19 protein-coding genes, 3 tRNA genes and 1 pseudogene are annotated in these 25,032 nt (G+C 65.4%); 8 read left to right on the forward strand and 15 right to left on the reverse strand.

The window, feature by feature from the left end; genetic code table 11:
• Window positions 1–27: 27 nt before the first annotated feature.
• On the forward strand, window positions 28–1,101 hold the full coding sequence (alr, locus tag ACNPAA_RS01285; protein ID WP_201871804.1) for an alanine racemase: 1,074 nt from the start codon (window positions 28–30) through the stop codon (window positions 1,099–1,101).
• A 157-nt stretch (window positions 1,102–1,258) separates the two neighbouring features.
• Here alr and putA read toward each other — a convergent pair whose 3' ends face one another.
• A complete protein-coding gene (gene putA, locus ACNPAA_RS01290) occupies window positions 1,259–5,206 on the reverse strand; it encodes a trifunctional transcriptional regulator/proline dehydrogenase/L-glutamate gamma-semialdehyde dehydrogenase (RefSeq protein WP_417891522.1) in 3,948 nt (1,315 codons plus the stop codon).
• 398 nt (window positions 5,207–5,604) lie between these two features.
• Between putA and ACNPAA_RS01295 the strand changes: the two genes are divergently transcribed.
• A complete protein-coding gene (locus ACNPAA_RS01295) occupies window positions 5,605–6,042 on the forward strand; it encodes a VOC family protein (protein ID WP_200164527.1) in 438 nt (145 codons plus the stop codon).
• Window positions 6,043–6,173: 131 nt separating this feature from the next.
• Here ACNPAA_RS01295 and fumC read toward each other — a convergent pair whose 3' ends face one another.
• The 12 genes and pseudogenes from fumC to ACNPAA_RS01355 all read right to left on the reverse strand — a co-directional run bounded on the left by fumC (window position 6,174) and on the right by ACNPAA_RS01355 (window position 17,467).
• Entirely contained in the window at window positions 6,174–7,565 is a 1,392-nt protein-coding gene (gene fumC, locus ACNPAA_RS01300; RefSeq protein WP_417891523.1) for a class II fumarate hydratase, read from the reverse strand.
• 79 nt (window positions 7,566–7,644) lie between these two features.
• Window positions 7,645–8,409 (reverse strand): dipeptidase PepE, encoded by a 765-nt coding sequence (pepE, locus tag ACNPAA_RS01305; RefSeq protein ID WP_417891524.1) that lies wholly within the window; start codon window positions 8,407–8,409, stop codon window positions 7,645–7,647.
• Between the two features lie 216 nt (window positions 8,410–8,625).
• Window positions 8,626–10,434, reverse strand: coding sequence for a carbon starvation protein A (locus ACNPAA_RS01310; RefSeq protein ID WP_417891525.1), 1,809 nt, complete (start codon window positions 10,432–10,434; stop codon window positions 8,626–8,628).
• A 185-nt stretch (window positions 10,435–10,619) separates the two neighbouring features.
• The gene (gene btsR / locus ACNPAA_RS01315; protein ID WP_408809271.1) at window positions 10,620–11,357 is read right to left on the reverse strand and encodes a two-component system response regulator BtsR; all 738 of its coding nucleotides are present in this window, start codon (window positions 11,355–11,357) and stop codon (window positions 10,620–10,622) included.
• Entirely contained in the window at window positions 11,351–13,045 is a 1,695-nt protein-coding gene (locus ACNPAA_RS01320) for a LytS/YhcK type 5TM receptor domain-containing protein (RefSeq protein ID WP_408809269.1), read from the reverse strand. Before ACNPAA_RS01320 ends, btsR begins: the two co-directional genes overlap by 7 nt.
• A gap of 153 nt (window positions 13,046–13,198) precedes the next feature.
• Window positions 13,199–14,504 (reverse strand): annotated as a pseudogene (locus ACNPAA_RS01325) (endonuclease/exonuclease/phosphatase family protein).
• An 82-nt stretch (window positions 14,505–14,586) separates the two neighbouring features.
• Entirely contained in the window at window positions 14,587–15,318 is a 732-nt protein-coding gene (locus ACNPAA_RS01330) for an EAL domain-containing protein (protein WP_069651796.1), read from the reverse strand.
• 101 nt (window positions 15,319–15,419) lie between these two features.
• Window positions 15,420–15,692, reverse strand: a complete 273-nt coding sequence (locus tag ACNPAA_RS01335; RefSeq protein WP_161470726.1) for a hypothetical protein — start codon at window positions 15,690–15,692, stop codon at window positions 15,420–15,422.
• Window positions 15,693–15,828: 136 nt separating this feature from the next.
• A tRNA-Tyr gene (locus ACNPAA_RS01340) sits at window positions 15,829–15,913 on the reverse strand.
• A 31-nt stretch (window positions 15,914–15,944) separates the two neighbouring features.
• Window positions 15,945–16,029, reverse strand: a tRNA-Tyr gene (locus tag ACNPAA_RS01345).
• Between the two features lie 42 nt (window positions 16,030–16,071).
• Window positions 16,072–16,156, reverse strand: a tRNA-Tyr gene (locus ACNPAA_RS01350).
• Between the two features lie 222 nt (window positions 16,157–16,378).
• The gene (locus ACNPAA_RS01355) at window positions 16,379–17,467 is read right to left on the reverse strand and encodes a ketoacyl-ACP synthase III (RefSeq protein WP_201984486.1); all 1,089 of its coding nucleotides are present in this window, start codon (window positions 17,465–17,467) and stop codon (window positions 16,379–16,381) included.
• 200 nt (window positions 17,468–17,667) lie between these two features.
• Between ACNPAA_RS01355 and ACNPAA_RS01360 the strand changes: the two genes are divergently transcribed.
• From ACNPAA_RS01360 to ACNPAA_RS01385, 6 genes are all read left to right on the forward strand, one after another.
• Window positions 17,668–18,621, forward strand: coding sequence for a LysR family transcriptional regulator (locus ACNPAA_RS01360; protein ID WP_417891526.1), 954 nt, complete (start codon window positions 17,668–17,670; stop codon window positions 18,619–18,621).
• Between the two features lie 128 nt (window positions 18,622–18,749).
• The gene (locus ACNPAA_RS01365) at window positions 18,750–19,361 is read left to right on the forward strand and encodes a LysE family translocator (protein ID WP_198497899.1); all 612 of its coding nucleotides are present in this window, start codon (window positions 18,750–18,752) and stop codon (window positions 19,359–19,361) included.
• Between the two features lie 178 nt (window positions 19,362–19,539).
• Window positions 19,540–21,402, forward strand: a complete 1,863-nt coding sequence (locus ACNPAA_RS01370) for a peptidase U32 family protein (RefSeq protein WP_198497900.1) — start codon at window positions 19,540–19,542, stop codon at window positions 21,400–21,402.
• 117 nt (window positions 21,403–21,519) lie between these two features.
• On the forward strand, window positions 21,520–21,849 hold the full coding sequence (locus tag ACNPAA_RS01375) for a DHCW motif cupin fold protein (RefSeq protein WP_042880515.1): 330 nt from the start codon (window positions 21,520–21,522) through the stop codon (window positions 21,847–21,849).
• 43 nt (window positions 21,850–21,892) lie between these two features.
• Entirely contained in the window at window positions 21,893–22,150 is a 258-nt protein-coding gene (locus ACNPAA_RS01380; protein WP_010673281.1) for a DUF1272 domain-containing protein, read from the forward strand.
• Window positions 22,151–22,256: 106 nt separating this feature from the next.
• A complete protein-coding gene (locus ACNPAA_RS01385; RefSeq protein ID WP_198497901.1) occupies window positions 22,257–22,922 on the forward strand; it encodes a class I SAM-dependent methyltransferase in 666 nt (221 codons plus the stop codon).
• A gap of 22 nt (window positions 22,923–22,944) precedes the next feature.
• On the opposite strand, the gene ACNPAA_RS01390 is transcribed toward ACNPAA_RS01385, so the two are convergent.
• Window positions 22,945–23,421, reverse strand: coding sequence for a methylated-DNA--[protein]-cysteine S-methyltransferase (locus ACNPAA_RS01390; protein WP_198497902.1), 477 nt, complete (start codon window positions 23,419–23,421; stop codon window positions 22,945–22,947).
• On the reverse strand, window positions 23,418–24,926 hold the full coding sequence (locus tag ACNPAA_RS01395; RefSeq protein WP_198497903.1) for an AlkA N-terminal domain-containing protein: 1,509 nt from the start codon (window positions 24,924–24,926) through the stop codon (window positions 23,418–23,420). Before ACNPAA_RS01395 ends, ACNPAA_RS01390 begins: the two co-directional genes overlap by 4 nt.
• Between the last annotated feature and the right edge of the window lie 106 nt (window positions 24,927–25,032).

Raw genomic sequence — 25,032 nt, forward strand, 5'->3', positions numbered from 1 at the left:
TTATCATGCCCTCGTAAGGGAAAACAGATGAAAGCGGCTATCGCCCAGATCAATACAGCGGCCCTGCGCCACAACCTCGCCGTGGTGAAACGCCACGCCCCCCAATGCAAGATCATTGCCGTGGTCAAGGCCAACGCCTACGGTCACGGTCTGCTGCCGGTCGCCCGCACCCTGGTGGATGCGGACGCCTACGCGGTGGCCCGCATCGAAGAGGCGCTGATGCTGCGCTCCTGCGCCGTGGTCAAGCCCATCGTGCTGCTGGAGGGCTTCTTCAGCGCCGCCGACCTGCCGGTGCTGGCGGCCAACAACCTGCAGACCGCGGTGCACACCTGGGAGCAGCTCGAGGCGCTGGAGCAGGCGGAGCTGCCTGCCCCCGTGGTGGCCTGGCTCAAGCTCGATACCGGCATGCACCGCCTCGGGGTACGGGCCGAGGAGATGCCCACCTTTATCGAGCGCCTCGCCAAGTGCAAGAACGTGGTGCAGCCGTTCAACGTCATGACCCACTTCAGCCGCTCCGATGAGCTGGAACAGCCCACCACCCGCGAACAGATCGACCTGTTCAGCCAGCTGACTGCGCCGCTCAAGGGCGAGCGCGCCATGGCCAACTCGGCGGGCATCCTGGCCTGGCCGGATTCCCACTGCGACTGGGTGCGCCCCGGCGTCATCCTCTACGGCGTCTCGCCGTTCCCCAATACGGTGGCGGCCGATTACGACCTGCAGCCGGTGATGACCCTCAAGACCCAGCTCATCGCGGTGCGCGATCACAAGGCGGGCGAGCCGGTAGGCTATGGCGCCAACTGGGTGTCGGATCGCGATACCCGGCTCGGGGTGATTGCCATCGGCTATGGCGACGGTTATCCGCGCATGGCCCCCAACGGCACGCCAGTGCTGGTCAATGGCCGCATCGTGCCCCTGGTGGGCCGCGTCTCCATGGACATGACGACGGTGGATCTCGGTCCCGGCGCCACCGACAAGGCGGGCGACGAGGCTGTGCTCTGGGGGGAAGGGCTGCCGGTAGAGCGGGTGGCCGACCAGATCGGCACCATTCCCTATGAGCTCATCACCAAGCTCACCTCCCGCGTCTTTATGGAGTACGTGTAGGCGAGCCGCCCCTCATCCCCCACCCTTCTCCCGCGAGGGGAGAAGGGAGAACAAAAAGGCCGCCCCGACAGGGGCGGCCTTTTTCATGGGCGTGTCCCATAGACGAAAGAACAAGCCCCGCATCGGCGGGGCTTGAGTCTCCGTCACTATGTGGCGCTTAGCCTATGGTCATCAGGCTGGCGTTGCCACCGGCGGCGGCGGTGTTGACCGAGAGGGCGTGCTCGATGAGCAGGCGCTCCAGCGGGATGTCGGTCTCGCCGCGATGCAGGCCGTGCACACCGATGATGGCGCCGTTACGGGCTGCCTGGCGCGCGGCGGCGAGCTTGCTCACCTCCCGCAACTGATCCGAGTCGCCGTGGTGCAGCAGGGCATCGAAATCCGTCTCCCCCGTGGCCCAGTCCGCCACCAGCGCAATGGGATCCCGCACCTCGGTCGGCAGGGAAGAGAGCAGGGCGCGTGTCTGGGCATCGTCCGGCAGCAGCACCTGGCTGCCGACCGCCAGACAGGCGGCCAGCTGGGCCAGCAGGTCGGCCTTCTCCTGGGCAAGACAGAGCACCCGTTCCCGGGGCAGCAGGCTGTAGCTGTTGCGCTCGCCGGTGGGGCCGGTCAGCAGCTGGGTACGGCCGCTCTGGGAGAGCGCGGCGTAGTGATCGCACAGGGCGGCGAGGGCCGGATCCTGCTTGCTCGCCCAGTCGCGCAGGGCCACGAGGGGGGCTTTCGCCTCGGCATGCAGGGCACCGGACTCCTGGTGCAGCTGGTTGGCCACCGCTTCCTGGGGACGGGCGCCGAGCAGGCGATACATGTAGAGCGGGCCACCGGCCTTGGGACCGGTGCCGGAAAGCCCTTCCCCACCGAAGGGTTGCACCCCGACCACGGCGCCCACGATGTTGCGGTTGACGTAGAGGTTGCCCACCTTGGCCACGTTCACCACCTGGGCGATGGTCTCGTCGATGCGGGTATGAACACCCAGGGTCAGGCCGTAGCCGCTGCCGTTGATCTGCTCGAGCAACTCCCCGAGCCGGGTGCGCGGGTAGCGGACCAGGTGCAGCACAGGGCCGAACACTTCGCGTCCCAGTTCGTCCAGGCTGTCGAGCTCGATCAGGGTCGGCAGCACGAAGGTGCCGCGGCTGCAGGCATCCCCCTGGGTGCGGGCGATCTGGTGCACTTTGCGCCCCTTGTCGCCCATGGCCTTGATGTGGCGCTCGATGTTGGCCTTGGCCTCGGCGTCGATGACGGGACCGATGTCGGTGGAAAGGTGCTCGGGGCTGCCGACCTTGTACTCGGCCATGGCGCCCTTGAGCATCCGGATCACCCGATCCGCCACGTCATCCTGCACGCACAGCACTCGCAGGGCGGAGCAGCGCTGACCGGCGCTGTCGAACGCCGAGGAGATGACATCCATCACCACCTGTTCGGTCAAGGCGGAAGAGTCGACGATCATGGCGTTCTGGCCGCCGGTCTCGGCGATGAGGGGAATGGTGCGACCCTGGGCGTCGAGGCGACCGGCCAGGTTGCGGGAGATGATGCCCGCCACCTCGGTGGAGCCGGTGAACATGACGCCGCGCACCCGTTCGTCCGCGATGAGCGCCGCACCCACGATCTCACCACGGCCCGGCAGCAGTTGCACCGCACCGGCGGGAACCCCCGCTTCCAGCAGGATGCGCACCGCTTGTGCCGCGATGAGGGGGGTCTGCTCGGCAGGCTTGGCCAGCACCGTATTGCCGGCGGCCAGGGCCGCACACACCTGGCCGCTGAAGATGGCCAGCGGGAAGTTCCAGGGGCTGATGCAGACCACTGGGCCGAGCGGTCTGTGGGTGTCGTTGGCGAAGTGGTTGCGCGCCTGGGCGGCGTAGTAGCGCAGGAAGTCCACCGCTTCGCGCACCTCGGCGATGGCGTTGGCAAAGGTCTTGCCGGATTCGCGAACCAGCAGGCCCATCAGGGGTTGCAGTTCGGATTCCAACAGATCGGCAGCCCTGTCCAGCACGGCGGCCCGCTCGGCTGGCGGGGTGGACTGCCAGATCTGGCCGCTCGTGAGGGAGCAGGCGAGCGCCTTGTCCACCAGCGCTACCGTGGCTTCGCTCACCTGACCGACGACATCGCGGTGATCCGCCGGGTTGAGCACGGGCTGGAACTGGGTCGGCGCCTCGGTGTCGCAACCCAGCATGGGCACGGCCTGATAGGCGGTGTTGGTGCTGGCGAGCAGGGCGGCGGAGAGTGACCCCAGGCGGTGCTCGTTCGCGAGATCCAGACCTGCGGAGTTCGGGCGGGCCTCGCCGTAGAGATCCCGTGGCAGGGGGATGCGCGGATGGGGCAGACCCAAGGCCCCTTCACGGGCGGCCATCTGCTCGATCTGCTGCACCGGATCCTGCACCAGATCCGAGAGGGAGATGTTGTTGTCCGCGATGCGGTTGACGAAGGAGGTGTTGGCCCCGTTCTCCAGCAGGCGGCGCACCAGGTAGGCGAGCAGGGTCTCGTGGCTGCCCACCGGGGCATAGATGCGGCAGGGGCGACCCAGCTTGCCGTCGGCCACCTTGCCGACCACCTGTTCGTAGAGCGGTTCACCCATGCCGTGCAGGCACTGGAACTCGTACTGACCCGGGTAGTAGTTCTGACCCGCCAGCTGATAGATGGCAGACAGGGAGTGGGCGTTGTGGGTGGCGAACTGGGGATAGATGGCCTCGGGCACCGCCAGCAGCTTGCGGGCGCAGGCGAGGTAGGAGACGTCCGTGTAGGGCTTGCGAGTATAGACCGGGTAGCCTTCCAGCCCTTCCTGCTGGGCGCGCTTGATCTCGCTGTCCCAGTAGGCGCCCTTCACCAGACGGATCATCAGGCGGTGACGGCTGCGCTTGGCGAGATCGATGACGTAGTCGATCACATAGGGGCAGCGCTTCTGGTAGGCCTGGATGACGAAGCCGATGCCGTTCCAGTCGGCGAGGGACGGATCGAAGCAAAGCTTCTCCAGCAGATCGAGGGAGATCTCCAGCCGATCGGCCTCCTCGGCGTCGATGTTGATGCCGATGTCATACTGCCTGGCGAGCTGGGTCAGGCCCAGCAAGGTGGGGTAGAGCTCCTCCATGACGCGATCGTACTGGGCGCGGCTGTAGCGCGGATGCAGGGCGGAGAGCTTGATGGAGATGCCCGGCCCCTCGTAGATGCCGCGACCGTGGGAGGCCTTGCCGATGGCGTGGATGGCCTGCTCGTAGGAGGCCAGATAGCGTTTGGCGTCCTCCTCGGTCAGGGCCGCTTCCCCCAGCATGTCGTAGGAGTAGCGGAACCCTTTGCTCTCCATGCCGCCTGCGTTCGCCAGCGCCTCGGCGATGGTCTCGCCGGTGACGAACTGTTCACCCATCAGGCGCATCGCCATGTCGACGCCCTTGCGGATGAGCGGCTCACCCCCCTTGCCGATGAGTCCCTTGAGGGAGCTGTTCATGCCCGCCTCGTTGTGGGTGGCCACCAGCTTGCCGGTGATGAGCAGACCCCAGGAGGCCGCGTTGACGAACAATGAGGTGCTCTGGCCCAGGTGCTGGCTCCAGTTGCCGCCGCTTATCTTGTCGCGGATGAGGGCATCCCGGGTCGCCTTGTCGGGGATGCGCAGCAGCGCCTCCGCCAGGCACATCAGGGCCACCCCTTCCTGGGAGGAGAGGGAGAACTCCTGAAGCAGCCCCTGCACCAGGCCCTGACGGCCGCTGGCGCTCTTCTGGTTGCGCAGCTTCTCGGCGATGCCCATGGCCAGCTTCTGGGTCGCGTCAGCCTTCTCCTTGGGCAGACGGGCCTGCTCCAGCAGCATGGGCACGGCTTCGGTCTCGGGGCGGCGATAAGCCCCCGTGATGGCGGCCCGCAGCACGGACTGGGGCAAAATGCTCTCGGCAAACTCGAGGAAGACCTGGATGCCCTGCTCGGTCAGGGTCTCGACGGCCTCTTCCCCGGCGGCGGCAGCCAGCCCGGAGTGCTCGGGCGGGGTCAGACCGCGATCCAGTTGCTCCAGATAGGTGAAGATGGCTTGCTTGATCAGCCAGTGAGGAGTGCGATCCAGGGTCTGCGCAGCCTGTTTGAGGCGGTCGCGGGTCGCTTCATCGAGTTTGACGCCGAGGGTGGTAGTGGCCATGGGACTTCCTGTGTCTAGAAGGTAACAATATTACCGGACGGTTAAATTTCGCCGATGATGGTGCAACCAGGTGCAACCTTCAAGCAAGAAATTTTAATGTATTGGTTACATTGTTGAATTCTTCCATGAATACGGTCTCCATCGGGATCCTTTCAAGCCCGCCGCTTGTCCGCTTTTCACAGCATTATTAATGGGTTGGCAATGCATCTTATGAATGCCTATATGAAGTGCAACCCACTGTGAATCGGGTTGCACTTTTGCGTGTTCGACCGAGCCTGGGCTGTGAGCGCGGCTCCCCCGTGCGCAGAAGGGGGCGGAGCGCCACCTGACAGAGCCCCGTGCTCTTCTATGCTGTTAGCTGGCCACAGGGGCCAGCTATCGGTGACAAGGAGAAACCCATGGCGCGTGTCAGCACCTATCTCAATTTTGCCCGGGAGACGGAGGCTGCCTTCCTCTTCTATCGCGAAGTGTTCGGCGGTGACTTCAGCAGCCCCATCCACAGGTTCAAGGAGTCCCCGGGTTGCCCGGGCCAGCCCCCTTTATCGGAGGAAGACGGGGAGCTGGTGATGCATGTGGCCCTGCCCATCCTTGGGGGTCACGTGCTGATGGGCACTGATGCTCCGGCCAGCATGGGGTTCACCCTGGTGCAGGGCAACAACAGCTACCTCAACCTGGAGCCGGACAGCCGGGGCGAGACCGATCGCCTGTTCGCGGCCCTGGCTGAGGGAGGCCAGGTGGAGATGCCGCTGGCGGAGATGTTCTGGGGTGACTATTTCGGATCCCTGGTGGACAAGTTCGGCACCCACTGGATGTTCAACTGCCAGAGCAAGACCTGACGGCAGATCTGCAATGAAAAGGGCGCCATGGCACCCTTTTCATCTTTATTTCCCATCACTGTCCCTATTTGCTGCGCCTGCCACCTGCGCTGGTATGCCCCGGGCATGGGATTGCCGTGCGCTGCGCTGCCTTATGACGTGCGACCCACCATGTCAGCGGGGATCACCCAGGCATCGAACTGCTCCGCGCTGAGGTGGCCCGAGGCAATGGCCGCCTCCCGCAGACTCAGTCCCTGATGGTGCGCCCGCTTGGCGATCTCGGCCGCCTTGTCATAGCCGATATGGGGGTTAAGGGCCGTCACCAGCATCAGGGAGCGGGAGAGCAGATCGTCGATCCTGGCCTGGTTCGGGGTGATGCCGACGGCGCAGTGGTCGTGGAAGCTCTGCATGCCATCCCCCAGCAGCCGCACGCTCTGCAGGACGTTGTAGGCGATCATGGGCCTGAACACGTTGAGCTCGAAGTTGCCGCTGGCACCGCCGATGTTGATGGCCACATCGTTGCCCATCACCTGGGCGCAGAGCATGGTGAGGGCCTCGCTCTGGGTCGGGTTGACCTTGCCGGGCATGATGGAGGATCCAGGCTCGTTCTCGGGGATGAGCAGCTCCCCCAGCCCGCTGCGGGGGCCGCTCGCCAGCCAGCGCACGTCGTTGGCGATCTTCATGAGGGAGGCTGCCAGCGTCTTGAGCGCACCGTGGGCGTGAACCTGGGCGTCACTCGCCGCCAGGGCCTCGAACTTGTTGGGGGCGCTGATGAGCGGCAGGCCGGTCTGCTCGGCCAGGGTCCTGGCCACCGCCTCGGCAAAGCCGGGAGGACAGTTGAGGCCGGTGCCTACGGCGGTGCCGCCGAGCGCCAGCTCGCACAGATGGGGCAGGGCGGCCCGTAGATGGCGCTCCCCCTGTTCAAGCTGGGCGACCCAGCCGGAGATCTCCTGGCCCAGGGTGAGGGGAGTGGCATCCTGCAAATGAGTGCGGCCAATCTTGACGATGTGGTCGAAGGCGGCGGCCTTGCCTGCCAGGGTCTGCTTCAGGGCTGCGAGGGCTGGCAGCAACCGCTGCGTGATGGCGGTGACCGCCGCCAGGTTCATGGCGCTCGGAAAGACATCGTTGCTGGACTGGCTCTTGTTTACCTCGTCGTTGGGATGCACCAGCCGCGCTTCCCCCCGGGGGCCGCCGAGCAGTTCGCTGGCCCGGTTTGCCAGCACCTCGTTGAGGTTCATGTTGGTCTGGGTGCCGGAGCCGGTCTGCCACACCATCAGGGGAAACTCGGCGTCGTGCAGGCCGCGCAGGATTTCGTCGGCGGCGGCCATGATGGCCTGGGCCTTGCGGGCGGGGAGTAGCCTCAGGGTGTGGTTGACCCGGGCGCAGGCGGACTTGATGAGGGCCAGGGCATGGATGATCTCCATGGGCTGGCGCTCCCCCGAGATGTTGAAGTGGTGCAGGGAGCGCTGGGTCTGGGCGCCCCAGAGCCGATCGACCGGGACGGCGATCTCCCCGAGGCTGTCGTGTTCAATCCTGGTGGTCATGGTACCTCCCGCCGGCAGGAAAAGGGGCGAGGGAAGATCCCTTGCCCCTCACAGCATGGCAAATCCCGCGGGCGGACGCTCAGGTCGCCGCGGTCGTCATGGCCCCGGCCAGGGGGTGAAACGGCGTCAGCCCGGCCAGGGGCGCGGCCGTGATGAACTCCTGAGTGGTCTCACCGTGCTTGAAGATCTTGAAGCCCTCGCCCCGGGCGCTCCAGTATTCGATGCTCTCGCCGCCGTTTTCGCCGCTTACCTGAAGCAGGCTCCCTTCGCGCAGGGCCACCACGGACTCGCTCGGGTTGATGGCACAGAACTCGGCGAGCCGTTCGTCCCGGGTCTCCCCCATGTGGCCGCTGATGCCGGCATCCAGGTAGTGGGGGTTGATCTGCACGGGGAACAGGCCCAGCGCCGGCAGCACGGCGGCGCTGCACACCGGCATGTCGTTGGTGGTGCGGATGCTGGGGGTAGCCACGTTGCAGCCGGCGCTCCAGCCCACATAGGGCACGCCCCGCTCGCGCACGGCACGCTGGATGGGCACCACCAGGCCGTATTCGTGCAGCAGCTGGTTCAGGCGCCAGGTGTTGCCGCCGCTGATGAAGATGGCGTCGGCCCGCTGGATGGCATCCACCGGATCGTCGAAGTGGTGGATGCTGATGGCCTTCACCCCCAGGCTCTCGCTGAGTTCGAAGGCGCGGGCGTCCCAGTCGCTGCGGATCACCGCGTAGGGGATGAGCAGGATGCGCTTGACCTGTTTGCGGGCGAGCAGGGTTTGTACCCGCTCCCGGGCCCAGCCGAGCAGGCCGGGGTGTTCTGTGGTTTTGCCGTTGCTGAGCAGAAGCAGTTCCATGAAAGCTGTCCTCAAAGGGTGAAAGCGGAGGAGGGAGGATCACTTGGGCCGGTGCGGCCAAGTGGCCGTCGGGGCATGCTAGCACCCCGGGCCGGGCGGTTCTGTGATCCGGGGACCCATTCAACCACAGCGAAGGGGCGGGTCAATGCCAATGGATGAATGCGCAGCGCCAATGAAAGACCCCGCCGAGGCGGGGTCCGAGGAGGGCTGGACGGATCAGGAGGCGGTCGCCTCGGCCACCCGGAACTCGGGCTGCTGGCGCAGCTTCCACAGCTCGCTCCACTTGCGCAGGGCGGAGATCAGGATCAGCGCCCCCAGCACCAGCATGATGAGGGAGATGGCGCCGTTCATCGGGTTGTAGCCCTTGGCGGCCGAGTTGAAGTAGACGTTGCGCATCATCCAGTAACCGGCGTAGTTGACGGTCACGAACAGGTAGGCCAGCGGGATCAGGCAGGTCAGCATGTAGCGGCGCTTGCTGGCGAGGCGCAGGATGACGGTGGCGCCTATGATGAGGCCCACCGAGGCCATCAGCTGGTTCGATACCCCGAACAGCGCCCACACAGAGCCAATGTCGCCGGACATCAGCAGATAGCCCCACATCACGCAGGCGAGCACGCTGGCCCCGATGGCGCCCGGCATCCAGTCGATGCGCTTGAGGGGCGGGTAGAACTCGCCGAAGAAGTCCTGAATGAGGTAGCGGGAGACCCGGGTGCCGGAGTCGACGGCGGTCAGGATGAACACCGCTTCGAACATCACCACGAACTGGAAGAAGTAGGAGGCGAGGTTACTGAACCAGGGCACCTTGGTGAAGATGTAGGACATGCCCACCGCCAGGGTGACGGCGCCGCCGGTGCGGCCGTTCAGATCCATGCCGATCTCCTGGGAGAGGAAGGGCAGGTCCACCACCTGCATCCCCAGTTTGGCGAAGGCCTCCGGGGTGGCGTTGATGGCGAAGTAGTCCGCCGGGTGCAGGGCGGTGGCGGCGATCAGCGCCATCACGCCCACCACGCACTCGGCCAGCATGGCACCGAAGGCGACCGGCAGGATGTCGTTCCACTTGTCCACCAGTTTCGGGGTGGTGCCCGAGCCGATGAAGGCGTGGAAGCCGGAGATGGCGCCACAGGCGATGGTGATGGAGATGAAGGGCCAGACCGGGCCGCCCAGTACCGGGCCGCCGCCGTGGACGAACTGGGTCATGGCGGGGAACTGGATCTCGGGGTTGATGCAGATGACGCCGATCACCAGGGCGCCGAACACGCCGATCTTCATGAAGCTGGAGATGTAGCCGCGCGGGGTGAGCAGCAGCCAGACCGGCAGCGCGGTGGCGAAGAAGGCATAGACCGGCAGCGCCAGACTGATGGTCTCGGCGCGCAGGGTCAGCCAGGCACCGAAGGCGCTCTCCTGCACGTAGGGGCCGAAGAAGACGCAGGCCAGCACGGCGATGAAGCCCACCCAGGAGGCGGCTTGCAGGTTGCCGGTCAGCTTGTGCCAGATCCCCACCACCATGGAGATGGGGATGGTCATGAAGACCGCGAACACGCCCCAGGCGTTACGCTCCAGCGCGTGTACCACCACCATGGAGAGACCCGCCATGGTGATGGTGATGATGAACAGCATGGCGAGCCCCGTGCACCAGCCGGCGATGGGGCCGAGTTCGGCCTTGGCCACCTCGGAGAGGGACTTGCCCTGATGCTTCATGGAGGCGAACAGCACCACGGTGTCGTGCACCGCGCCGCCGATGACGCAGCCGATCAGCAGCCAGAGGAAGCTCGGCAGGTAGCCGTACTGGGCGGCCAGGACCGGGCCTACCAGGGGGCCGGCGGCGGCGATGGCCGCGAAGTGCTGGCCGAAGTTGACCCACTTGTTGGTCGGCACATAGTTCTTGCCATCTTCCAGCTCGTGGGAGGGGGTGACCAGCTTGTCGTCGGCCCGCAGCACCTTGCGCACAAAGAACACGCCGTAGAGGCGATAGGCGATGGCGAGGATGCAGAGGGCCGCAATGACGAAGGTGATTGCGTGTTGCATGACGGAGTTTCCTTTTCCTGCGGCCAATCTGGCCGGGCTCAGGCTGCACTCTACGCAGGCGGCAGGGAAAGGGGAGCGCAGAAAGGGTCAGTGGCAGAGGGCCGCCCGCGAGCGGCAGAAAAGCGGCCCCGAGCGGTTTGAGGGATGAGCCGGCGGGCGCGGGAAGCGGGTGAGCGGCTCGCCCCTCAGGGGATTTCCAGCAGCTCCTTGAGGGGCTTGAGGTAGCGGCGACTCACCGGCACCTTGTGCCCGCCCTGAGTCACCACCTCCGCCAGGCCGCCGTCGAGCAGCAGGATCTCGCGGATCTGGCCGGGGTTGAGCAGGTATTGGCGGTGACAGCGCACGAAGCCGGTCTTCTCCTCCAGGGTGCGCAGGGTCAGCTCTGTGGTGCCCTGCTGCTGGGCGCTCACCACCTTGTTTCCGGTGAGATCGCTGTGGACGAACTCCACCTCGCCAAGGGGCAATAGCAGAATGCGGTTGTGGCCGCTGCAGGGGATGCTGCGCAGGGGCTGGGCGATGCGGGTCGGGTCCGGCAGCGGCTGGTCCGCCAGCTCACCCTTTGGCGAAAGCAGCCGCTGGATGCGCTCCAGCGCCTTGTTCATCCGCTCTGCCGTGACCGGCTTGAGCAGGTAGTCGAGGGCATTCTCCTCGAAGGCGCGCAGGGCAAAGTCGTCGTAGGCGGTGATGAAGACGATGTGGGGGCGCAAGTCCGGATCCAGCATGCTCACCAGCTCCAGCCCGTTGATGCGCGGCATCTGGATGTCGAGAAACAGCAGATCGGGCTTGAGGCGATGGATGGCGGGCAGCGCCTCCATGGCGTTGGCGCACTCCCCCAGCAGGCGGATGTTGCCCGCCTGCTCCAGCAGCAGCCGCAGCTCCTCGCGGGCGAGGGGTTCATCGTCGACGATCAGGGCGGTCAGCATGGGCTCTCCTGCAGGGGAAGGGTGATCCTCACCCGGGTGGATTGATGGGGCTCGCAGTGAATGGTGACCCCGTACTCGGCGCCGTAACGGGCCTTGATGCGCCGGTCCACTATGTTCATGCCAAGGCCGCTCTCTTCCCGGTTGGCCTGATAGAGGCCGGCGTTGTCACAGACCTCCAGCTCCAGCTGCTCGCCCTCCTGCCGCGCCGTCAGGGTCAGTTTGCCCGGCTCGAACATCTGGGAGATGCCGTGCTTGATGGCGTTCTCGACGATGGGCTGCAGGGAGAAGGTGGGCAGCCGGTACTCCAGCAGCGGTTCGGGAATATGGATCTGCACGCTCAGGTGCTCGGCGAAGCGGGCCTGCTCGATGTGCAGGTAGGCGTTCACGTGCTCCAGCTCGTCGGCCAGGGTCACCTCGTCCCCCTGCCGCTTGAGGTTTTTGCGAAAGAAGGTGGAGAGGTGGTGCACCAGGGTGCGGGCATCCTCGGGGTCGCGCCGGATCACCGCCGCCAGGGTGTTGAGGGCGTTGAACAGGAAGTGCGGGTTGATCTGCGCCTGCAACAGCTTGATCTCCGACTGGGCCAGCAGCCGCTTCTGCTCGTTGTACTTGCTGGCCAGGATCTGGCCGGAGAGCAGCCGGGCGATCCCCTCTCCCAGGGTGCGGTTGATGGAGGAGAAGAACTTGCGCTTGGGCTCGTAGAGCTTGATGGTGCCCACCACCGACCCCTCTTCCCCACGCAGCGGAATGACCAGCGAGGAGCCGAGCCGGCACTGGGGATGCAGGTTGCAGCTGTAGGGGATGAGGTTGCCGTCGGCATAGACCACCTCGTTGTGCTGGATCGCCTTGAAGGTGTGGGCCGAGTTGATGGCGGTGCCCGGCAGGTGGTGATCCTCGCCGATGCCGATGAAGGCGAGCAGCTTCTCCCGATCGGTGATGGCCACCGCGCCCACCCCGGTCTCCTCGTAGAGAATGCGCACCATCTGCTGGCACGCCTGCTGGGTGAAGCCCTTGTCCAGCACCCGCATCGCCCGCTCGGCGATCTTGAGGGCGCGGGCGGAGAAGGCGACCGAGTACTTCTCCAGCATGGCGCGGTGATCGAGGATCATCCGCATGAACATGGCGGCCCCCAGGGTATTGGCCACCAGCATGGGGGCGATGATGTTCTCGATGAGGTGGACGGCGTCGTCATACGGGCGGGCCACCAGCAAGATGATGCCCATCTGCATCAGCTCGGCGATGAGGGCCACCGACCCCACCACCCAGGGACTGAACAGCAGGTCGAGCCGGTGGCGGGCGACGAAGTGGCGGTGCACCAGGCCGCCGAGCAGCCCCTCGGCGATGGTGGAGAAGGTGCAGGCCAGGGCGGTAAAGCCCCCCAGCGAGTAGCGATGGATGCCGCCGGTGAGCCCCACCAGCAGCCCCACCACAGGGCCACCGACGATGCCCCCCAGCACGGCACCGATGGCGCGGGTATTGGCGATGGAGTCCTCGACCCTGAGGCCAAAGTAGGTACCCATGACGCAGAAGCCGGAGAAGATGAGGTAGCAGAGGATCTTGTGGGGCCAGCTCAGGGTCACCTGGGTCAGCGGCATGAAGAGCGGCGTCTTGGAGAGCAGCCAGGCGATCACCAGATAGACGCACAGCTGCTGGAAGAGAGATATCACGAGCGCGAATTGTTCGAAAGCCACGGCACACTATCTCGAAAGGGATGCTCATCCAATGGACGCGGAGTATTAGCAAACCCCGATTTGTGCCGCAAGCCGCGGGCACCGGAATAGCGCGCCTGCGCACAGATTTGCCGGCACCCTGAGCCAAAGGCATCCCTTCGCCCTGGCTGCCGGTCAATCGAGCGCGACGTCGACCCACACCATGCGGTGATCCGAGCTGACTCCCTTGGCGATGCCCAGCTTGGCGTCATGCACCAAGTGATGGCCCGGCTCGAAGCTGGCCGGCCAGAACACGCCGGAGGCGACCGCGTTCAGGTTGGCGGAGGGCAGCACGTGGTCGAGCTGCAGGCCGCTGCTGCTGGTGATGCGCTCCGGGGTGGGGCGGTTGTTGTTGCGCTTGCACTGATCCGGCTGGCTGGCGAGGCACTCGGGGCCGCCCTGGCTGACCGGGATCAGGGCGCCGTTGGTGACGGCCTGATTGACCAGCACATGGTTGTGCAGCGCCTGAATGGCGGTGAGATCCCCATCGCCAATCTGGGGATCGGCGTTGAGATCCCCGGCGATGACGAACTTGGCGCCCTCGGCCAAGCCACCCGCCTTGCCTGCGTCATCCACCATGTAGCCTGCCCCTGCCACATAGTCCTGCCAGAAGGCTATCTCCGCACGGTTGCGTTTGACGTTGTGGCGCGCCGCGTTGCCGAAGATGGGCGGGGTCGGGTGGGAGATAAGGAAGTGGAGCACCTCCTCCCTGTCTCCCTGCCTGATGCGCACCGGCACGTCGGCGTGGTTCTTTGAGGAGAGGGGGAGCGCCTGCCAGGCGGCGTCGTCATACCAGGCATCGCCACACTGGCGGCCGCTCGGGATCGGTGCCCTGGGGTTGTGGCAGTCGTCGATGACGGGGTTCGCTTCGCCCGGCATCTCCTTCCACTTGAAGGTCTGGAAGGTGCGGATCTGCCTGGTATCGATGGGATACCGGGACATCACGGCGAAGGCGTACTGGCCGTGATAGCTGCCAAAGCCCCAGGCGTCGTCCGGCCTGCTCACTCGGCCATCCAGGTTGAGGTCATGGCCGCTCATCAGGCCGGTGTTGGTGGCGAAGTTCTGCAGCACCGGATAGCTGATGGCGGTCACCTCGTCGTGCTGGGCATGGGCCAGGTAGTTGTCGTTGAAGGCGTGGAGGTCCGTGGTGTCGCTGCCCTTGCCGTCATTGTCGAATTCGCTCAGCAGCAACACGTCCGGCCGGGTGCGCTGGATGATTTCGGCGATGTTGCGGATCTGCTGCACGTCGAGGGCCTTGGTCTTCTCGGCGCCGCTCAAGGTGCCGTCGGCGAGGCGGGCCAGCAGGGCATCCTGCTCGGTGCGGGTCAGGGCGAGCTCTTCCCCCAGCATGCCGGGTGCAGTGCGATCGAAGGCGAGATTGAAGGTGGCAAAGCGAACCATGTCGGGCCTCGGCGTCAGTGTGGCCGGGACAGCCTGCCATCTTTGGCAGGAAAATGGCAGCACCCTGCCGAATTTCATGGGAAAGGTGCCCGGGTTTCCCCCGTGACACGCAAGCGCTCGGCTCAGGCCCAGCGGGAGAGAGGGGAGGGAATGGCGTAGGCGTAGCCCTGCTGGTAGTCGCAGCCCAGCCGGTTCGCCACCTCGATATGGGCCTGGGTCTCCACTCCCTCGCACACCACGGCCATGCCGAGTCGTTGCAGGTATTTCACCAGCCCCGTCAGCATGTTGAGGGCATGGGTGCTGCGTACAGCCTGGAGCAGCAGGGAACGATCCAGTTTCACGATCTCGTAGGGGAGCATCATCAGGCGCTGGAAGTTGCATGCCAGGGAGCCGAAGTCGTCACAGGCGATGTGGGCGCCATGGGCTCGCAACACCTCGATCATCTCCCTGTGCTGGTGCTTGATCCTGACGTGTTCCAGCACCTCGAACCAGATGGCGATCCCCAGCTTGCGGGCCTGGAGCAGCACCAGCAACAGCAGATTGCGGTAGGTGGGGCTGGAGAGCGCCGGATTGAGGTTGATGGAGAGCGCATAGGGGCCTTTTTGGGCGAGCACGGGCAGATCGCGCATGATGGCCCTGAGCATGACGATATCCAGGTGCAGAGCGTCATCTTCGCCGAGGGCGGCAAAATCGATGCCCTGATAACCCTGGCTGCCGGCATCCCAGCGTCTGGCCAGCACCTCATACCCCTTGACCTGACGATCCTGGCCGATGATGGGCTGGTAAAAGGGGACGACGATATCCGCCATGCTGACCATGGCACTCACGGGATACTCTTCTTTGAACGCAAACATGGCTCTCACCTGACGGGAACATGGCTGCGCATCATACAGGGAGGGTCTAAAGGGAGGCTGTAGGAAGAGTCTGATAATGGGCGTGGGCAGGAAGGAGGGGGTCAGGGAAGGGCATGGCCCTGTGCAGGTGCGGCGCCAGCCAGGGGGGCTGCGTGCATGGCCTGGGCAAGCAAGGACCAGTCGAGCATGGGGGAGCCCGCCTTGAAGCGCTGATAGGCGCATCCCTGACGGATGGTCAGGAAGAGGGTGCTCGGCAGGCCGAGGCGGTTGAGGTAGCGCACCATCACGTCTCCCTGATAATCCCGCAGCCGCAGTTGCAGCTCGGGCAGTGTCAGCCCGTGCTCGCGACCCGTTTCATCCCAGATTTCAAACATCTGTGTGCACTCCTTGCGACATGAGGCTCCACTGTTTCTAAAAAGTGCGGGAAGGGCAATTGTCAGATCTGACAGCGCCATGTGGATTCTATCCAGAAAAGCGAAAACCCGGCGCGAGGCCGGGTTGTCTGAAGAATGGTGGAGGGAGAAGGATTCGAACCTTCGAAGGCAGAGCCGTCAGATTTACAGTCTGATCCCTTTGGCCGCTCGGGAACCCCTCCACAGGGGCATTGCATATTGTGTTCAGGAAGATGGTGGAGGGAGAAGGATTCGAACCTTCGAAGGCAGAGCCGTCAGATTTACAGTCTGATCCCTTTGGCCGCTCGGGAACCCCTCCACGGGGTATTTTCCTGATTTTTACTTACTTGACGCACTTGAATGGTGGAGGGAGAAGGATTCGAACCTTCGAAGGCAGAGCCGTCAGATTTACAGTCTGATCCCTTTGGCCGCTCGGGAACCCCTCCCCAAGTGCGAGGCCGCATACTACCAGATCCGGCAAGGTTGTGAACCCCTTGGCCGCATTCTGACGACAAAAAAATGTCAAGTGGTCATTTTTTGATATGTTTCGCTCAAAATTCACACTTTTCAATGACTTTTATGTCGCTGCCGAAACGGCGAGGGGGCGTAGGGGGCTGGCAGCCAGGAGCCCCGGGGCTCCTGGCGGATCATGGGGAGCGGGCGCTCGCTCAGGCGTCGGCGGGGCGGGCCTGCTGGCAACCCTGCACCGCATGGGCGATGAGTTCGAGGGCGCTCTGCTCGCAGGGGGGCAGCACCTCGTCGCAATTCGCGATCGGGGTGACGCGATCTCCCCATTTGATGAGGGCGGCGCCCCAGGTCAGCCCGGCCCCGAAGGCGGCGGTCAGCAGGTAGCTGTTCGGCTTGACCCGACCCTGCTCCAGCGCCTCGCACAGGGCGATGGGCACGGTGGCGGCGGAGGTGTTGCCGTACTGCTCTATGTTGACCATCACCTTCTCCATGGGGGCGTTCATCCGCTTGGCCAGGGTCTCGATGATGCGCACGTTCGCCTGGTGCGGCACGATGAGGTCGACCTGCTCGGGGGCGATGCCCGCCTGGGCCAGTACGGTGCCGGTGGCTTCGCCCATGCCGCGCACGGCGCGCTTGAAGATCTCCTGCCCCTCGAAGTTGAAGGTGAAGAGGCCGTCAATGTCGTCGAAACGCACCCGATCCGTACCGAAGTTCGGCACGTGCAGTATCTCCCGCGCTTCGCTGTCACAACCGAGCTTGCTGGCAATCAGGCCGCTCTCCTGCTCGCTTGCCTCGATGATGACGGCGCCGGCGCCATCTCCGAACAGCACGGCGGTGTCGCGCTTGGCCCAGTCCAGCAACTGGGTCAATCGCTCGGCACCGATCACCAGCACCCTTTGCATCATGCCGGTCTGCACCAGGGAGGTGGCGACCGAGAGGGCATAGACAAAGCCGGTGCAGGCGGCGTTGAGGTCGAACACCGCCGCCTTGTGGGCGCCGAGGGCCTGCTGCACGGCGGAGGCGCCATTGGGGACCAGCGTGCCCGGGGTGGCGGTCGCGAGGATGATGCCATCGAGGGCGGCGGCGTCCAGGCCTGCGCACGCCAGGGCGCGACGGGCGGCCAGGGTGGCGAGCGCCTGGGTGCTGACATGGGAGACCCGGCGGGCCTTGATGCCGGTGCGCGGGTAGATCCACTCGTCCGAGGTATCCATGATGGTGCCGAGGTCATCGTTGGTCAGCGAGGCGGGGGGCAGGCATTTTCCCCACCCGGTGATAGTGGCGTATGTCATCTTGTCGTCGCTTGTCGTGATGGCCGCCCTGGGGCGGAAAGTGGCGAAATTATGCCGCACGGGGCGTTCACTGTCATCCTGCGGCCCCTCCAGTGTAAGGGGAGTGGGGGGAGCAAGACCGTGATTTTGCTTAAATTTCCGCTTCTCCTTGCCGTAAGATGAAGGCCCGATCCCGGCGACCCCTTCCCGAGGTGACTCCTGTGCACAAAGCGAATCTCAATCTCTTGCCCACCCTCAAGGTGCTGCTGGAGACCCGCAACATCAGCCGGGCGGCGGAGCTGCTGAACCTGAGCCAGCCCTCCATCAGCAAGCAGCTCGGCCAGCTTCGCAGCGAGTTTGGCGACGAGCTGCTGGTGCGGGAAGGGCAGCGCTGGCTGCTGACCCCGCGGGCCGAGGCCCTGGCGGCCCAGCTTGCCGATTCCCTCGGTGCCCTGGAGCGGCTCTACGAGGCGCCGGAATTTGCCCCCGAGCGCTGCGAGCGGGTGTTTCGGCTCGCCTCCTCCGACTACGTGGCCCAGCACATCCTGCCGGACATCTGTGCGGCCCTGGCGAGGGCCGCCCCCCGGGCGGCGCTGGAGTACAGCCTGTGGGACAAGCGCCAGTTGCCCCAGCTCTGGCAATCGGAGCTGGACATGGTCTCCACCATCACGGAGCTGGTGCCGGACCAGATCCGCGGCCTGCATCAGGGGGAGGACAGGCTGGTGGTGCTGATGGGGCGCCATCACCCGCTCTCTGGCATGGCGCTCAGCCTGGAGGATTACCTCGCCTGGCCCCACCTGCAGGTGAGCGGGGGCGGGGACAAGGACAGCCCGGTGGAGCAGGTGCTGGCCCCCCGCGGGCTCTCCCGCCGCTGGTTTGCCCGGGTGCCCTTCTTCCAGGCCGCGGTGGAGGTGCTGCTGCGCACAGACTGTCTGATGACCACCCCGGCCCATATCGCCTGGCAGCTCTCCCGGGAACATGCCCTGAGTTTTTGCGATCTCCCCTTCGCCACCCGGGTCCAGCAGTATCATCTGCTGTGGCACCAGCGCCACCACCTGGATCCGGCTCACCGCTGGTTTCGCGAGCTGGCCTATCCCTTCCTGCGGGATCACCTGCAATTCACCTTGGGGGCGAGTCGCAAGCAGTTGGCCCGAGGGCCGCAGGCGAGCCGCTGATGGCAGCGGGTTGTGCCACTCTATAGCCACTGGCTATGGGCTCTATTCATAACTTTCACTTTTGGCATAGCGAGCCACCCCCTACCCTGATCCAGGGTGACAACAATCGACACGAAGGAAGAGAAGGTATGGAGCTGACGAGTTGGCTGGCGCTGGCCGCCATTTGCGTAATGGGGGCCATCAGCCCGGGGCCGAGCCTGGCACTGATCATCCGCAATACGGTGCAGGGAGGGCAGGGCCACGGGGTTGCCACGGCGCTGGGACATGGCCTGGGAGTCGGCATCTATGCGCTGATCACGGCCCTCGGCCTCGCCATCCTGATCACCCAGACCCCGCTGCTGTTCGATCTCATCCGCTACGGCGGCGCGGCGTTTCTCGCCTGGCTCGGGATCAAGGCGTTGCTGGCCAGGCCTGCAGGGGGTGAGGCAGGCAAGGAGGAGGGACACCGGCCACGGGGACGTCAAGGGGCGTTCGAGGGCTTTATGGTGGCCTTCTTGAACCCCCAGCTCGCCATCTTCTTTATCGCCCTGTTCAGCCAGTTCGTGCACGCCGACACCGGCTGGCGTGAGGGGGGCATCATGATGCTGACCGCAGGCGGCATCGATGCGCTCTGGTATGTGCTGGTGGCCCTGGTGCTCTCTCGCGGGCCCGTACTCGCCTGGCTCAAGGCCAAATCCACCGTGATCGACAAGGTGAGTGGCCTGGTGCTGCTGGGGCTGGCCCTCAAGGTCGTGATCTAGCTCCGCGTCGGGTGCCAGCGTAGTCGGCATTCTGTCAGGGCCGGGGGATGAGGGCCCGCCAGATGTCCTTGTACGGGGGCCAATCCTGCATTCTGCGGTGATCTTAAGCGGGATCAAGGCGGGGGGCGGGGAGTCTGGCTAGAGTGGCGGCCATTTGCAGCCCTTCGAACCGGACGTTATGCGCGATCAGAACCATCACAACCGCCTGGAGTTGCTGGCCCCGGCCAAGAACCTTGCCTATGGCATCGAGGCCATCAACCACGGCGCCGACGCCGTCTACATGGGGGGCCCCGCCTTCGGTGCCCGCAGCGCAGCAGGCAACAGCCTCGAGGACATCGAGGCGCTGGCGCGCCATGCCCACCGCTTCGGCGCCCAGGTCTTCGTCGCCTTCAATACCCTGCTGCACGACCACGAGCTGGAGCAGGCCTGGCGCCTGACCCATCAGATCTACGAGGCAGGGGCCGATGCGCTGATCGTGCAGGACATGGGGCTGCTGGCGCTCGATTTGCCCCCCATCGCGCTGCACGCCAGTACCCAGACCGACAACCGCACCCCGGAAAAGGTAAAGTTTCTGCAGGACGTGGGCTTCTCCCAGGTGGTGCTGGCCCGCGAGCTCTCCCTTGCGCAGATCCGCGAGATAAGCGCCGCCACGAGCGTGCAGCTGGAGTTCTTCATCCACGGTGCCCTGTGCGTCTCCTACAGCGGCCAGTGCAACATCAGCCACGCCCGCACCGGGCGCAGCGCGAACCGCGGCGAGTGCGCCCAGCTCTGTCGACTGCCCTGTTCCCTGCAAACGCCGGCGGGGGAGGTGCTGGTGGAAAACAGCCACCTGCTCTCCTTGAAAGACATGGATCAGACCGACAACCTGGAGGCGCTGATCGCCGCAGGGATCCGCTCCTTCAAGATTGAAGGGCGCCTCAAGGGGCTCGACTACGTCAAGAACGTCACCGCCTGGTATCGCCAGAAGCTGGACACCATCCTGGAGCGCCGCCCCGATCTGGTGGCCGCTTCCGCCGGTCGTTGCAGCTACACCTTTACGCCGGATCCCAAGAAGAGTTTCAACCGGGGCAGCACCGACTACTTCCTCCATGGCCGACAGCCAGGCATCGACTCGCCGCGCAGCCCGAAATACGTCGGGGAGCCGCTCGGGCGCGTCACCAGCGTGACCCGCGATGGCATCGAGATCGACGGCCAGGCCGTTGCCCTCAACAACGGCGATGGCCTCGGCTTCTTCAAGCCGGGGGGCGAGCTGGTGGGCATGCGCCTCAATAAAGTGGAAGAGAAGGCACAGAGCAAGCGGTTACTCCTGTCGGAACCCATGCCCGGTCTCAAGGTGGGCACCGAGATCTTTCGCAACCACGATCAGGCCTTCAGCAAGCAGCTCGAAAAGGGGAGCGCGGATCGCCGCATCCGGGTCGATATGCGGCTATCGGAGTGCGACGAGGGACTGCGGCTCGAACTTGTGGACGAGCAGGGCATTGGCGCCGCCGTCATGCTCCCCTGCGACCAGCAGCTGGCCGACAACCCGGAACGGGCGCTGCAGCAGGCCAGGGATCAGCTCGGCAAACTCGGCAACACCCTGTTTGTGGCTCGCCAGATTGAGTTGGCAATAACGAGGCCGCTGTTTATTGCGGCTTCACAGCTTAACGGCTTGCGCCGGGACGGCATTGCCGCCCTGGAGGCGGCCCGTCTGGCTGCCTACCGGCGACCCGAGCGGCGCATTCCCCTGCGAGGCGCCGTTTATCCCCAACATCGGCTCTCCTACCTCGGCAACGTGCTGAACAGCGCGGCGGAGCAGTTCTTTCGCGAACACGGGGTGGGGAGCATCGCCCCCGCGTATGAGGCGAACAAGGAGGAGCGGGAAGTGGTGCTGATGACAACGAAGCACTGCATCCGCTACAGCCAGCAGCTCTGCCCCAAGGAGGTGCCCGGTCTCAAGGCCGAGCCCCTGGAGCTCAAGATGGGCAAGGAGAGTTTCCGCCTGCGTTTTGACTGCCATCGCTGCGAGATGCAGGTGATGGGAAGTTTGAAGAGGGGATGATTGCCCGTGTGGGCATGGGGCTGGAGCGGATTTGATGGCAGTATGGGGCGCGGCCTTGTCACGGATATCCCGTGGTGAGGCACCTTCCCCCAGCCTTCTTCTGACAAAGGATCCGTCATGAACATCAATGCACTGCCGTTTTGCACCACGAACTGGGCCGAGGTCCCGCCGACCGAACACAAGGGAGAGCGCGGCGTCGCCCGCTGGCACACCCGGCAGTTCGGGGAGCTGCGGGTGCGAATGGTGGAGTACTCCCCCGGGTATCTGGCGGATCACTGGTGCAGCAAGGGCCATGTGCTGCTCTGCCTCGAAGGGGAGCTGCACACCGAGTTGCAGGATGGCCGCGTCTTCACCCTGACGCCGGGCATGAGCTACCAGGTGGCGGACAACGCCGAACCCCATCGCTCCTATACCGAACTGGGCGCTCGCCTCTTTATCGTCGACTGAGCAGCCCTCTTTCCCGCTTCCCCTTGTGCATCAGGATCTTGCCATGCTTGAACTCAGACCCAACTGCGAGTGCTGTGACCGGGATCTGCCCGCCGACACGGCGACGGCCTACATCTGCTCCTTCGAGTGCACCTTCTGCGCCGAGTGCAACGATCAGTATCTGCACCTGACCTGCCCCAACTGTGGCGGCGAGCTGGTCAGGCGCCCGCGCCGCCCGGCGGCCAAGCTGGTGAACAACCCCGCCTCCCTCCAGCGCGTCTTCAATCCGGCTCTGAAAGCGGCGCTGGGCAAGGGGGGCTAGGGCCCTCCCTTCATGGGAAGGGCTGGCAACTGGCTCGCCCCTGTGGCTCTTGACCTTCTCCCGGCGGCAGCCCCTATCAAGGGGGCTCACACCAAAGGAGCAAAAGATGACGGAGCGATTCGAAGGAGAAGGGGCGAAGGCCTATGACAGCCGCATCCCCCTGCTGGTGCCAGGCTACGAGCTGCTGCATCAGCTTTGTGCCTCCCGGCTGATGGCCGCGCTGGGCCAGCAGGCCCGTGTGCTGCTGGTGGGGGTGGGCACGGGCAGCGAGTTGCTGCTGCTTGGCCGTCTCTGCCCCCGCTGGACCTTTGTGGCCCAGGATGTCTCGGCGGACATGCTGGCCCATGCCAGGATGCGGGCCGAGCAGGCGGGCATGGGGGAGAGGGTGTGCTGGCACCTGGGCGCATTGCCTGTGGTGGATAAGCCTTGCGATGGTGCACTCTGTCTGCTGGTTCTGCATTTTCTGGCGCAAGATGCCAAAGCCGCGCTATTGGGTGATATTTATCGCCAGCTCAATCCTGGTGCTCCCCTGCTGCTGGCGGATCTGATGGCGCCCACGGACCCGCTCGAGCGAAAGGCGATGGGGTTGCAAGCGGCCCTCGCCGGTTTGCCGCTTCCTGCCTGCGAGCAGATGGTGCGCCGCCTCGGAGAGGACTTCACCTCCCTGGACGAGGGACAGACCCGCCGCCTCTTGCAAGGGGCCGGTTTCGCGGCGGCGCACCGCTTCTTTCAGGTGCTGGGGTTTCACGGCTGGCTGGCGCAGCGGCAGTGAGCCCTGGCCGGGTGGCGCCGGATCAACGAGAGGCCCTCTCCAGCGTCAGCAGTGCCTGCTTGATGGGCAGGCCTCCCGCATAGCCGGTGAGGCTGCCATTCTGGCCGATCACCCGGTGGCAGGGGATGATGATGGAGAGCGGATTGCGACCGTTCGCGGCACCCACCGCCCGCACCGCGTTTGGCTTGCCGATGGCGCGGGCGATGTCGCCGTAGCTGCGGGTCTCCCCGTAGGGGATGTCGCACAGCGCCTGCCACACCGCTTGTTGAAACGCCGTGCCCCTGGGGGCGAGCGGCAGGGTGAAGCGCTGCAACCTGCCCGCGAAGTAGCCCTGAAACTCGGCGAGGAAGGGGGCGAGCGCCTCGCCGTCCTGCTGCCAGTCCTGCATGTCGGGCAGCGGCCGCAGTCCGGCCAGGAAGTCCACATGGACCAGACCGCGTTCGTCGATGGCGACCAGCAGTTCGCCCTGGTCGGTGGGCATCATGTCATAGCGGATCATGGGGTCTTCTCCTCGTCTTGTGCCTGTGTTGGCCGGGTGAGCAGCGCCGGTTGTTCACTCATGGCGTGCCACAGCCAGCTCGCGGCGTAGGCGCGCCACGGCTGCCAGGGGGCGCTGCGCGCTGTCACCTCTTTCACCGGCAGCTTGTCACCGCCCCCCAGCGCCTTTTGCAGCACGAGATCCGAGGCGGGGAAGGCATCCGTGTCGAGCCCGCAGCGCAGCCGCCAGTAAGCGACAGTCCAGGGGCCTATGCCCGGCAGCGCGAGCAGTTGCTCGTCGCTCGCGCTGCCCAGGGTGAGCGCGCCGCTTGCGAGCGCCGCGGCCAGCCCCTGCAGCGTGCGGATGCGGCTGCCCGGCATGCCGATGCCGTCGAGATCCAGCTCGCACAGCTGGGTCGGGGTGGGCAGCTGCGCGGTGCCGAACTGCGCCAGGGTGCGCGCCACCAGGCGCCCCATGATGGTGATGGCACCCTTGACCGACACCTGCTGGCCGACGATGGCGCGCAGCATCACCTCGTATTCATCCCACCCCCCCGGCAGCCGCACCCCGGGCCATCGTCCCTGGATGCCGGCGAGCAGCGGATCTTGCCCCAGGTGTTCGCCGATGCGGCCCATGTCGGCGTCGAGATCCCACATGCGGCGCACGCGGTACAGGATGTCCGGCAGCGCACCCGGCGGCAGATCCCGCACCGTGAGTCTGAGCCTTTCCCCCTCGACGGGCTCGATGCGGATGATCCCCTCCTGCTCGCCGACCCGGTGACGGCGTTCGTAACCGTGCTCATCCACCCGCTCCAGCCCCGGAATGGCGCGCAACCGGTAGAACGCGAGCATGGCCTGGACGTCGAACGGCGGGCGATACAGCAGGTGCAGTTGCAGGCTAGATTGCGGTGTCTCCTGCGGCGCGCCCCCTTCCTGCTTGCGCAGGGCGCCCGGTGTCATCCCATACGCCTGCAGCCAGGCGTCGTTGAAGCGACGAATGCTCGCAAAGCCTGCGGCAAACGCCACGTCCGTGATGGGCAGGCGCGTCTCCGTCAGCAGCCGTTTCGCAAGCAGCAGGCGGCGCGTCTGTTCCACCTGTTTCGGCGAGGCACCGAGGTGTTGCTCGAACTGGCGCCTCAGGGTGCGCTCCGTGATCCCGGCCTGCGCCGCGAGCTCGCCCAGGCTGTGCTCCGCCAGCTCGCCGCGCTCGATGCGCACCAGCACCTGGGCGATGAGCGGTGGCAGATCGCCGCTCTGGGCCGGTGCGAGCTCGGGGCGACAGCGCAGGCAGGGGCGCAGCCCGTGCTGCTCTGCCGCCGCCGCGAAGCGAAAATAGCGCACATTGTGCTCATGCGGTGCCCGCGCCGGACACACGGGGCGGCAATAGATGCCGGTGGAGAGCACCCCGGTGAAGAAGCGGCCATCGAAACGCGCGTCTCGCGCGAGGCGTGCGGCGTGGCACTGCTCCCGGGTGAGACCCGGGATGATCTCGTCCCGTTGGGATGAATGCGGGGGCGCTGTGGTCATGGCATGGCTCGGGTTGCTGTGGGCATGCCCCAGAGACTAAGCGGGGGCGAGAGGGGTGACTAGCCAAAAACGGACAGGAATAGCAAAAATAGTGCGATCCGAGGAA

The organism is Aeromonas sp. PS2Canimalfood6 (assembly GCF_048276795.1).
In the GTDB taxonomy this organism is placed as follows: Bacteria; Pseudomonadota; Gammaproteobacteria; order Enterobacterales; family Aeromonadaceae; genus Aeromonas; species Aeromonas caviae.